This window comes from Pseudomonas sp. S4_EA_1b (genome assembly GCF_016307435.1).
GTDB classification, from domain to species: Bacteria; Pseudomonadota; Gammaproteobacteria; order Pseudomonadales; family Pseudomonadaceae; genus Aquipseudomonas; species Aquipseudomonas rhodesiae.
On record NZ_JAEILC010000160.1, the window covers coordinates 1 to 8,954 of the forward strand.

Consider the following 8,954-nt stretch of genomic DNA (forward strand, 5'->3'; position numbering starts at 1 on the left):
CCTTATCTCGGCATGACCCCTACATCACTCAGGATATGGATATTTCCGTAACGTCCATCATCGACAAGCACCATGCAGAGCAACGCTTCTCCAAAGACCTTCTGTTGGCCGCGTCAGCAATGCGTGAGGTAGGGGCAGACCGCACCGCGGATCTACTCGCCAAGGCGCTTGTTGAGCCGGAGCTGGTCGAAGAGGCAATGCAGGCTCTTCAGCGAGACGCTGAGGGCCTTCAGACGGCTGATGATAGTGATGAAATCCCCTGGGGCGCTCCTAGCGAAAAGGCCCAGGAAGTCGCCATCAGGATGCACTACCGCCTGAAGCGTTCGCGCTAACTCACACAACGGCCGTCCGGCCACACAACCCATGGGGGTGTCCTCCCCTGTGGGAAGGCGCCTCCGATACCTGGAGGCTTAAAATGGCACTTATTCACGTGATGTGGGATTTGGCCCACGACCTGAGAGAGGCCGAAATCGCTATTCTGCCGTCTGCTCTATCGAATCACGGGCAGCAGGCTGCAGCGGACCTATGTGGAAACTTGGCCGCGTCCCTGGACTCAGCGCAGTTTACTGACCAGTTCCTTTGGGACCGTATTGCCTTGGGGGCTGCTCAAATGATCTGCCCTCTGAACGGTGATGGTCTTGGCGCTCTTATTGAGACCGCACTGGACGAAGCTGGCAAGGTCGAGGTGCTGGAGAGCCTGCGAAAGCGGTTCAACGCGATTCGACTGCACCTGGTGATGTCCCAATTCGACGTAGACAACAATGTCGTTCAAGCAGTTATGGCTCACCTGAAGTCAGCGGATGGTGGGTTTAACATTCCTGAGGAGCGATTCTCGAGACTGGACACCATGGTGCAAGAGCGCCTTAGCCAGATTGGTAAGGCGGTTCGAGGTGTAGCGCCTGAGTCCAAGATCAAATACCTGCTTGCTCATGGGGTAAGGCCTGGAGCAATCCTGTCCATCCTTACGGGTAGCAGCTGACCAACACTGAAGCCCCCTTCTCGAGAAGGGGGCTTTTTACTTTCTGGCTAGAGCATTGGCGTCTTACGAATCGCCATGATCTGGCCATCCTGGTTGACGTTGGACTTCCCTTCCAGGTATCCAACCCTCACCAGCTGACTCAGGGCTTGACGCATTTGCACATGAGAGGGTGTTTGGTTCTCTTCGGAACTGCCCCGCCAATCTTCGTCCAGGGCGCCGAAGTCATCTGGAAGGGTGTTGAGATTGCTCTCAATCTCGTCGAGGTTGATGCTGGAGTTAACCTTTGCAAATAGGAACAGCCTGGATTTCGGAGGGAGGTATGTGCCACCCCAAGTAGAAGAGCGCTCCAGATAGTCGAAGCGCTTGCACCATTCGGCCCGACTAGTAGCACGACTGTGCTCTTCATCCTTGCGAAGGTAGGGCTCGTCCATCAGCAGCGTTGCCTTGGTTTCAGGGTCGTACCATGCAGAGAGGTGATCCGCTCCCGGCGGCTGCACAGGCTCGAAGTACTTGGTGCCGTTGAACTCTTGCCGAACCTTCGGGAGACGGTTCTTGAGGTAGTCTGGCCTGAGGCCGGTGGCCTCGATCACCATCAACTCCCGTAAGGCTTGAACAAGCCAGTACCGCGCCATGTAACGATTCGAGGCAATCTCAGAGCAGAACAGCCCACCGTCAAATACCTCGAAACTGGCGATCCTTGCAGCCTTCAGGCGCATTGCTACGACCCCTTCAGCTGTCCAGGGCAGGGGGTACTTTAAAACCTCGGTGCCCTTAGCTGAGTCATCACGCCAGCGACAACGAAGAGTCAGTGCCTTCATCACTTCGGGCAGGGTGCGTTGAGCGTGGGTGAAGTTTGCGAAGCCGGCGTTTTCAGCTGCCAGATTCAAGGCGTCTGTTTGCGTGAGTTGGGATGATGCTTTCCGCAGCTTGGAGGCGGCCGCCTTAAGGGCGGAAATGGAGCGAGGGGTGAAAAAGGAAGTGCGCATTGATCTAGTCCTCAGGGCCAGTGCTCGTCGTCCGCTACCTCGCAGCCCAAAGGGCAAAACATGCTTGAGGGTATACACGCAGCGCACCTAGTGCTTCGCTGTAGCGGACGGCAGGCCCCTGCTCGGACCGTTTTTTATCCTGCCCCAGTGGTTGATTCATGGCAAGTCCCGGCCAGATCGGAATTGATGCGCTAACCGCCCCACCGCGGGTGCCCAATTGCCAGCTTGCAGTTTCCCGATGCATGCAATCATTCCCGGTAACTACTCAGCTGCGCTGCCAATGGCAGGGAAAGGGCAATCGTGTTTGGAACAAAGCGTCACCACAGAAAGTACTTCCTGAATGGCGTCTGGCGAATCCTGATGGCCCTGCTGGCTGTTGTAGCGGTCCTGGCGATTTTCAACCTGATTGGTTTCTGGTCGCAGACCTGGGGCTTGGTGTACTGGGGCGACCCTGACGGTTTTATCCGGTCGGACTCATACCTAGGCCGAGCGCTCGGGCTCTCGGCGTTAGGGTTTTTCCAAGTCGTTCTTTCCCTGATCATTGCTGCTATAGCGGGCTTTGTTCTGGCTCTTCTCTACTGCGCAGTGCTCCGCATCGGCGGAATGAAGGGATAGGGAGGCGAGATGGCCTGCGTCAGCTTCATCCATCCCTATGACCCGAACCGGTCAACGATTCTCGAAGAGCTGGACGCCATGGACTGGCAGTTCAGTCAGTTGGCCCGCCTGCTAACCGAAATTGAAAAAACGCCCGACGCCTACGGAAGAGATATTTCTGTTAGGGAGGCACGTAGACGTTTGGACACCCTATTACAACGCTCTTATAGAGCCAATCAAATCGCCCGTGGCTTACGGGTTCCAAAAGCAAACTGACTGGATAAATTGATCCGAGGGAACAGTATGCGAATCATCCATCGTGGCCATGAACTCAATCAGAAGCAGCTGGATGCAATCCTGCCTGTGCTGCAGGACAGCATGAATGGCCGATACCGCGTGAAGAAGAAGCTGGAAGCCGCAATTGACCAGGCTCTTGAGGCGGCAGGATGCCCTTTGCCGGCCGGGACTGGTGATACGGCACCTATTCTTGCCGCCGAGTTGGCACCTGCCAACTGATACCGGGAGCCTCAGCATGTCCGTGACCCTATGTGACTGCCCCTTCTGTGGCAGCGACCGTATCGGTATCCACTTCAAGAAAGCAGCCAGAAAGTCAGGCTTCCAAGCCATGTGCCTGCAGTGCAGAGTCGGGCAAACGCACACGTTCTATCCATCCATAGAGCGTGCAGCTGAGGCATGGAATACGCGAGCCTTTCCACGGCCTGAGGACCACGGTATTGCCATTCCGGCGGGTGTGGGGGCGAGTGGTGATACATCACAGGATCTTGTGCCCTGTACTGGCATTCCCAAGGGCTGGGGAGTCTATGCCGAAGGGGACCAAATATTCCTCGTGAAGGTGGGAGAGCACGGTGGGGCGTGCTGGACAGTGTCTTACCAAAAGGGCAGCGGTCTGTATGTCGAAGAGGCCGCAGCACAGTTCCTGGAGTGCGTACTCGCTTCCGCGGTGCCGATCGCCGCTACCAGCGGTTCCGTTGCTTAGGATCCAATGAAAAGGCCTGGTAACGTACTCCGTCACCAGGCCTCATGACGTTTCTCAGAAGCGCTGCTCAAGCAAGCTCGCTGGCGCATCTGCGATCATCCTGATCAACTCTTGCGGAATTCCCGACGCAACAGCTTCTTGGCGAGCTTCCTTGACTATCAGGGACGTGAGCGTCGTAGTCACCCCTCCCATCAGAACGGCAGCAACACCGAGGAATTTGGCGGCTGTCAGGAGTAGCGGTTCTATTTCTGAGTTGTCAGCCCCAGTAAGGAGCCGGATCAGAAACGAGCCTCCAAGGAAAACCAGTATCGCAAGTACTGCATGCCTGTAAGCGCTTGCGTGGCGTGCCCTTGCCAGGGCGTAAAGAAACAATGCCCGCTGCTGGCTTTCCGGCAAGCTGTCGATGCTTTCGGGAGTTGGGTAATTCACAGTTCACTCGGTGTATCGAAGAGGGTGAGGGGCCAGTGGAGGCTGTTGCTACACGCTATTGGGAAGGCTGAATGCAGCCCATAGGTAGTCGCGACCCTTGGGTGTGACGCAGTACTCCAGATCGATTAGCCCGAGGTTTTGGCAAATCGTCTTAGACGTTTGGCCTTGGTAGAGGCCGCTGGCGCATTTGAGCACGCCCTGCCTGACAACGTCCCGCTTGCTCATGTCGCCAAAGCTGGCTTGGCCGTAGGCCTTGTCCAACTCCGAGTCAGAAACGATTTCGACTTCCTGCATCAGAAGATCCTTCGCCCAGGGGAAATGAGGTTCAAGCTTGGCAAACTGGTCGCCGCTGTAGCGACAGGTGCCATTTGGTGTTGGTGGCTCGCGCTTCCTTTGCCATCCGGTATTGGCCACCTGCCACAGACCAGTAGCCAGAGGCGACTTGGGCTGGCTCTCGCTCGAACCAATACCACCGACCGTTGTAATCCTGTCCAAGCCATCCTGCCCAGTGAGGAGCCTCGCTCCAGTTGGGGGCGACTTTGGGATCGACGTCGGTGAGGAATTTACGAACTGTCGCCAGAACGCTGTGTTGCAGCTCGTTCGCCGATGGGGTGTCGTGCCCTACATACTTTGAAGCAAGGTCCACAAACCGGCCATCGTCGACACCAGAGGTGGTAACGTCGAAAGCATCTGCAAGGTCTTTTAGTAGCTCTACAGCTTGGGTACTCATGACAGGCCCTTGAGTCGGCATTGCTGGTGCGCCGAGGAGCAGGCACCAGCTCATCTGATGATGTGCTAATGGTCCCATGGGCCAGGTAATGCGCAACCCAGTATTCGCCCCCAGATCATGCCCCGTTAGGGCTGCAGCCAGAAGTTGAGATGTGGGTACACCTGGCCTGGGCGTCTGTCAGCGCCGCTTGTGCGGCAAAACCCAGCGTGCGCAAGTCCGTTCACGCCGTAATGCCGGCCTGCGCTGAGCATCAACCGGGTAAGCGAACCTTCACCGTTGAAGCACCAGTCCTCGATGATCAACTCTTCCGGTATGCCGGCGGCTTTCCCTGCGGCCCACGACCAGGCTGTGGCTTCCGACTCGGAAACCTGCAGGACAATTTCCCACTCACGAGATCCAGGGGGTATACCTTCCTGCTCCATCTGTTCGAACATTTCTTTGGTGCCTATCTCGACATCGTCGTTCATCAGATGACGGAACCGGGTAGGTACAATCGCGACATGCCCGGCCTCGTGGAGGAGGTTGCAGGCCTTGGCGCCAGCAAGGTGATGCAGTGCACCAGCAACCACCCGCACGTCTTCCAGGAAGCCTGCACCTTCAAGGGAGTCGACCTGAACCAGCTCAATGCCGATGCCACTGAGAAACGCGATCGCCCTGGCTGTGGGGGCAGTCGGCTCTAAATTCCTCGAAGCGTTTGCGCTCATTTCTTCCTCATGATCAAAGGCGTTGCCCAGTCGGCCTTGGCTCTGTTCGTGCGGGGAGCATTGGCTCGATCAGCCCGCTGATGTCCCGATACGACCAGAAATCATACGCGAGGCCATCAAGCTCATCGCTTTCTGCCTGCAAAGGTCCTTCGTCACCGAAAATCGGGGCTTCCGCCTTGATATAGGCACCTTTCAAATGTGGAGCTTCGCGAATGGCCCACCCCTGCTCAAGCAAGGGTTGTCCCGCGGCAGTCCACCGGATGCAAATCTCGATGGTGCCAATCGCGGTTGCAATCCGGCCAATAAGTGTGCCGGTCGCATAGTCATTTCGGGGATCGCCCTCCCACCGGCATTTACTTACCTGGCATTCCACTGACAAGGTGGGAGGGATCAGCTCGGCAGAAGAAGTGAGATCAAGCTGTTCGCTGACTGCAGTGAGAAGAAGTGACATTGTGACATTCCTTGGGGATGCCCCATTGTCTCTTGGCCCCTGGATCTGCAACTGAAAAACAGAGCATTAGCCCGCAAAGGGCGCTGCTGTAGTGGGCGTCGGCCCTTGCCTAGTAGTGCGGAGCTCGGGCAATATTTGAGCTTCTACCGACCCTGAATGATCAGGGAGTGGATTAGCTGGTCACCAGCACTCACCGCGCCACCTGGCGCTCATCAACCCTTGCGGGGCTTTGTCCCTACAAGGGGCAAGCTCCGTCCTCTAGGAGCTTCAAATGTCCAATTCCAACCTGGTCAGTCTCTTCGACATTCTGAACGTTGCCCATGACTTAACCCTTTGCGGTGATGATGTGAGCAACTGGGTGCATGAGTTCGGTTCCGAACCCAGCACCTTCCGACTGGACACTATCGATCGCCTCTACCGCTTCGAAGACCAACTCGTTGCGCTGGACCAAGATGGTGTTTGCTGCGCAGATACCGTCACCGGCGAAACAATCTCGCTGAAGGCGGAACTCAAGCGGCCAGTCACACCAGAAGACGTACTGAAAGCGATGCAGGCAAGTCCGAAACCTGATTGATCACCACTGGAGTGGTGAAACACTTCCAGTCCAACACCCTGCCGGGCCAGCCCGCGGGGTTGGCTCGGTTCAACCTGAGGATGATGAATCATGAGTAAGCCAACGAACGCCGGTATCGTGAATCTCAAGTTCCAGCATGAAAACGGCAAAGGGTGGGCCCAGGTCCCCCACAGTCTGATCTGGGAGCTGGGGATCCAGAACGATATTTCCACCAAGAGCTTTGTCGACGAGCAGCATGTCTACTTGGCTGTCGGCGATGACCTGGATCTGCTGTATGGGCCGATGCGTGATAAGGGGCTGAGCCTGTGGCTTCTTGATGACCCCAATGCCTGCATAAGCTCAATCTGTGCCAAGCAGCAGTACTCTCCCGCATTCTTGCCGAAGCCACAGCACACCGTGGATCTGGCAGTAAGCGTGGAGTTTGAGGTTAGAGATGGAAGTGGGTCCACACGGACCGTCCAGGACAGCTTTAACTGGAACATCCCCTCTGACAGCTGCCGCCTGGCCGTGGCTGAGCGGATCGAGGATGAGGTTAGCCGGCAATCCAGGTTTGGATGGCTCCAAGGCAAAACCCTCAAGAGTACACGCGTCACCAACTCGACCCGCTACATGCAGGATGGCCGCTACCTGGAGTTCCCGGTAGTAGCTGTGCCCTGATCTAGTTCAAGAAGGGGCCACCCCTTCAATCAACCCCCTGCCGGGACTCCATCCCGCAGGGTGGAGCTCGGCATAGACACTGAGGATCTCTCAATGACCAATGCTGCAGCTGCAACTATCGAAGCACTCGTTATCACAACCTTGGCCGGCCTCGAGCTTCATCTGAAGCCTGTACCCATGGCTATCCAGCCGAGCGACTCCCCCGAAAACTGGCTTAAGTTCCAAGGGGCGCATATTGCTGGTGGCAGTCTGGACGAAGCCGTGCAGAACAAAGTGCAAGCCTTCATGCGGCGTCACAAAACCGAAGCGCTGTTCGACGGCGAGAGAAATCTCACGCTCGCCGGCAGCGGTTTGGCGATCTGCTACCCCGATATGTTCCACGTTGAAGGGGAGGGTGTCACCGGGACGTCTGAAAATGTTTCCAGCGAAACGCCAATGTCCCACGTAATCAAGCTTGATGGGGAGTTCCTCATCAAGGGCGATGAGGTGTCGATCCGAGTGTTCTGGTTCAATCTGAATGGTCGCAACTTCAGCGATCGTCGGCAGCCTTTCAATCCTGATCTCACCTACGAGAATTATCTTCAGATGGTCGAGCACGACTGGAAGTGTGATCTAAAGGCTGGGGGAGTATTAACCCTCCACCAGGTGGGCTCGGCAGAAGTGCTGGAGACCCACACTATTCAGCGCTAAAAAACGAACCCCGGCTCTTGGTTATCCAAGGCCGGGGTTTTGTTTTTGGGAGTGCAGCGCTTGGGAACGCCTAGGGCTCGGCGGCTACGGTAACGGTGCGGGAGCGCTTCTCACGTTGCGTTCTGCCACCAGGCGGTCCCAAAAGCCGTTGACCTTCTCCTCGTGCCACTCTGGCGGAGCATCAGCGTTTAGGTCACCCCCCTTGGCGACAAACCAGTCTGCATAGGCCCAGCCAGCTGCATATCTGTCAGTGCAGTCGTCTGGTACAGGCAAAGTCAAAAACCTTGTGCCGGGACTCGCAGAGGAGGTGATCTTCTCAGCTGATGAGGTTGTGCCGGTCATGATCCAAATCCTGTACTGGGGGAATCAAATGCAATTTCGCATGTTTACGATACATGCAAGCAGGATTGATTTTTGCACCTTTGATCGGTGAGCGTGAGTGGATAACTGCCCCTGTTATGGGGTCGATTACGATGCTGCTCTCATTCGAACACCCTAATAATCGCTGGGTAAATGTCCGTTTACTTGTGAGGGTGGAAGCGATGCAGAGAGCCATGGTTCTGAAAGACGCTGCTGAAGAGGGCGGTGGTGGCCGAATCGATTTGCGTGCGCAGCCTTGGAAGGCCCTTTCAGTGCGGCAGCCCTGGGCGGCGATGATCATCTACCTGAACAAAGATATCGAGAATCGGACACGGCATACGAAGTTCCGCGGCCGATTTCTCATCCATGCGTCGCAAACGATGACGAGGAATTATTGGCTGGAAGCCATCCACTTTGCGCATAACGCGTGTGGTGTCCCGGTCGATAAGCTCAAATCCATCTGTGATTATGATCGTCTCCAGCTTGGAGGCTTTATCGGCTCTGTCGAGCTTGTAGACTCGCTCGACGCAAGTGAATCTCCCTGGTACATGGGCGAAAAGGGTTTCTTGCTTCGCGACCCGAAACCAGTCCCCTTCGTTCGATACTCAGGAAAGCTCGGCTTCTTCGATGTGCCCCAGGAACTCTTCCCGAAAGGCCTCTGAAACCCCGGTACCAGCAGGAAAAAGTAAAACCCCGGCTTGCGGCCGGGGTTTCTCTTTGGTGCGCCAGGCATGGCGCGTTGCGCGCAAGCGCAACCAGCTTGGCTGTGGTGGCCACGCTGGTGACTGGGAGGTGAAAGTCCT

At 56.4% G+C, this 8,954-nt stretch carries 16 protein-coding genes; 10 read left to right on the plus strand and 6 right to left on the minus strand.

Features of this window, described 5'->3' with window-relative positions; genetic code table 11:
- Positions 1-332 (plus strand): hypothetical protein (locus YA0848_RS34040; RefSeq protein WP_232925243.1); only part of this gene is annotated, 332 nt, incomplete at its 5' end.
- An 83-nt stretch (positions 333-415) separates the two neighbouring features.
- A complete protein-coding gene (locus YA0848_RS34045) occupies positions 416-979 on the plus strand; it encodes a hypothetical protein (RefSeq protein WP_065085736.1) in 564 nt (187 codons plus the stop codon).
- Between the two features lie 47 nt (positions 980-1,026).
- Here the strand turns inward: YA0848_RS34045 and YA0848_RS34050 are convergent, their stop codons facing one another.
- Complete coding sequence (locus tag YA0848_RS34050) at positions 1,027-1,965, minus strand: hypothetical protein (protein WP_065085735.1); 939 nt, start codon at positions 1,963-1,965, stop codon at positions 1,027-1,029.
- A gap of 300 nt (positions 1,966-2,265) precedes the next feature.
- On the opposite strand from YA0848_RS34050, the gene YA0848_RS34055 reads away from it, so the two are divergent.
- Genes YA0848_RS34055 through YA0848_RS34070 form a run of 4 tightly spaced genes read left to right on the plus strand, consistent with a single transcriptional unit; the run spans position 2,266 to position 3,556 of the window.
- Positions 2,266-2,580 (plus strand): hypothetical protein, encoded by a 315-nt coding sequence (locus YA0848_RS34055; protein ID WP_065085734.1) that lies wholly within the window; start codon positions 2,266-2,268, stop codon positions 2,578-2,580.
- A gap of 9 nt (positions 2,581-2,589) precedes the next feature.
- On the plus strand, positions 2,590-2,835 hold the full coding sequence (locus tag YA0848_RS34060; RefSeq protein ID WP_141678497.1) for a hypothetical protein: 246 nt from the start codon (positions 2,590-2,592) through the stop codon (positions 2,833-2,835).
- A gap of 27 nt (positions 2,836-2,862) precedes the next feature.
- Complete coding sequence (locus tag YA0848_RS34065) at positions 2,863-3,075, plus strand: hypothetical protein (RefSeq protein ID WP_141678496.1); 213 nt, start codon at positions 2,863-2,865, stop codon at positions 3,073-3,075.
- Between the two features lie 16 nt (positions 3,076-3,091).
- Entirely contained in the window at positions 3,092-3,556 is a 465-nt protein-coding gene (locus tag YA0848_RS34070; RefSeq protein WP_141678495.1) for a Lar family restriction alleviation protein, read from the plus strand.
- 54 nt (positions 3,557-3,610) lie between these two features.
- Here YA0848_RS34070 and YA0848_RS34075 read toward each other — a convergent pair whose 3' ends face one another.
- The 5 genes from YA0848_RS34075 to YA0848_RS34095 form a co-directional block, all read right to left on the minus strand.
- A complete protein-coding gene (locus YA0848_RS34075; protein ID WP_065085732.1) occupies positions 3,611-3,985 on the minus strand; it encodes a hypothetical protein in 375 nt (124 codons plus the stop codon).
- Positions 3,986-4,033: 48 nt separating this feature from the next.
- Positions 4,034-4,279 (minus strand): hypothetical protein, encoded by a 246-nt coding sequence (locus YA0848_RS34080; protein ID WP_065085731.1) that lies wholly within the window; start codon positions 4,277-4,279, stop codon positions 4,034-4,036.
- 31 nt (positions 4,280-4,310) lie between these two features.
- Positions 4,311-4,715 carry a hypothetical protein gene (locus tag YA0848_RS34085; protein ID WP_141678494.1) on the minus strand — a complete coding sequence of 135 codons (405 nt, stop codon included), beginning with the start codon at positions 4,713-4,715 and terminating at the stop codon, positions 4,311-4,313.
- Between the two features lie 125 nt (positions 4,716-4,840).
- Positions 4,841-5,419: a hypothetical protein gene (locus YA0848_RS34090; protein ID WP_065085730.1), complete on the minus strand. Its 579-nt coding sequence runs from the start codon at positions 5,417-5,419 to the stop codon at positions 4,841-4,843.
- A gap of 13 nt (positions 5,420-5,432) precedes the next feature.
- On the minus strand, positions 5,433-5,870 hold the full coding sequence (locus YA0848_RS34095; protein ID WP_065085729.1) for a hypothetical protein: 438 nt from the start codon (positions 5,868-5,870) through the stop codon (positions 5,433-5,435).
- A 271-nt stretch (positions 5,871-6,141) separates the two neighbouring features.
- On the opposite strand from YA0848_RS34095, the gene YA0848_RS34100 reads away from it, so the two are divergent.
- The 4 genes from YA0848_RS34100 (at position 6,142) to YA0848_RS36245 (ending at position 8,813) form a co-directional block, all read left to right on the plus strand.
- Complete coding sequence (locus YA0848_RS34100) at positions 6,142-6,444, plus strand: hypothetical protein (RefSeq protein ID WP_065085728.1); 303 nt, start codon at positions 6,142-6,144, stop codon at positions 6,442-6,444.
- Between the two features lie 90 nt (positions 6,445-6,534).
- The gene (locus YA0848_RS34105) at positions 6,535-7,101 is read left to right on the plus strand and encodes a hypothetical protein (protein WP_065085727.1); all 567 of its coding nucleotides are present in this window, start codon (positions 6,535-6,537) and stop codon (positions 7,099-7,101) included.
- A 93-nt stretch (positions 7,102-7,194) separates the two neighbouring features.
- Positions 7,195-7,791, plus strand: a complete 597-nt coding sequence (locus YA0848_RS34110; RefSeq protein ID WP_065085726.1) for a DUF7688 family protein — start codon at positions 7,195-7,197, stop codon at positions 7,789-7,791.
- A gap of 395 nt (positions 7,792-8,186) precedes the next feature.
- Positions 8,187-8,813: a hypothetical protein gene (locus YA0848_RS36245; protein WP_232925244.1), complete on the plus strand. Its 627-nt coding sequence runs from the start codon at positions 8,187-8,189 to the stop codon at positions 8,811-8,813.
- Positions 8,814-8,954 lie beyond the last annotated feature (141 nt).

Excerpts from the sequence above, each read along its gene's own strand:
- YA0848_RS34045 (WP_065085736.1), top strand. The coding sequence starts at position 416 with ATGGCACTTATTCACGTGATGTGGGATTTGGCCCACGACCTGAGAGAG.
- YA0848_RS34050 (WP_065085735.1), bottom strand. The coding sequence starts at position 1,965 with ATGCGCACTTCCTTTTTCACCCCTCGCTCCATTTCCGCCCTTAAGGCG.
- YA0848_RS34060 (WP_141678497.1), top strand. The coding sequence starts at position 2,590 with ATGGCCTGCGTCAGCTTCATCCATCCCTATGACCCGAACCGGTCAACG.
- YA0848_RS34065 (WP_141678496.1), top strand. The coding sequence starts at position 2,863 with ATGCGAATCATCCATCGTGGCCATGAACTCAATCAGAAGCAGCTGGAT.
- YA0848_RS34070 (WP_141678495.1), top strand. The coding sequence starts at position 3,092 with ATGTCCGTGACCCTATGTGACTGCCCCTTCTGTGGCAGCGACCGTATC.
- YA0848_RS34080 (WP_065085731.1), bottom strand. The coding sequence starts at position 4,279 with ATGCAGGAAGTCGAAATCGTTTCTGACTCGGAGTTGGACAAGGCCTAC.
- YA0848_RS34085 (WP_141678494.1), bottom strand. The coding sequence starts at position 4,715 with ATGAGTACCCAAGCTGTAGAGCTACTAAAAGACCTTGCAGATGCTTTC.
- YA0848_RS34090 (WP_065085730.1), bottom strand. The coding sequence starts at position 5,419 with ATGAGCGCAAACGCTTCGAGGAATTTAGAGCCGACTGCCCCCACAGCC.
- YA0848_RS34095 (WP_065085729.1), bottom strand. The coding sequence starts at position 5,870 with ATGTCACTTCTTCTCACTGCAGTCAGCGAACAGCTTGATCTCACTTCT.
- YA0848_RS34100 (WP_065085728.1), top strand. The coding sequence starts at position 6,142 with ATGTCCAATTCCAACCTGGTCAGTCTCTTCGACATTCTGAACGTTGCC.
- YA0848_RS34105 (WP_065085727.1), top strand. The coding sequence starts at position 6,535 with ATGAGTAAGCCAACGAACGCCGGTATCGTGAATCTCAAGTTCCAGCAT.
- YA0848_RS34110 (WP_065085726.1), top strand. The coding sequence starts at position 7,195 with ATGACCAATGCTGCAGCTGCAACTATCGAAGCACTCGTTATCACAACC.
- YA0848_RS36245 (WP_232925244.1), top strand. The coding sequence starts at position 8,187 with ATGCAAGCAGGATTGATTTTTGCACCTTTGATCGGTGAGCGTGAGTGG.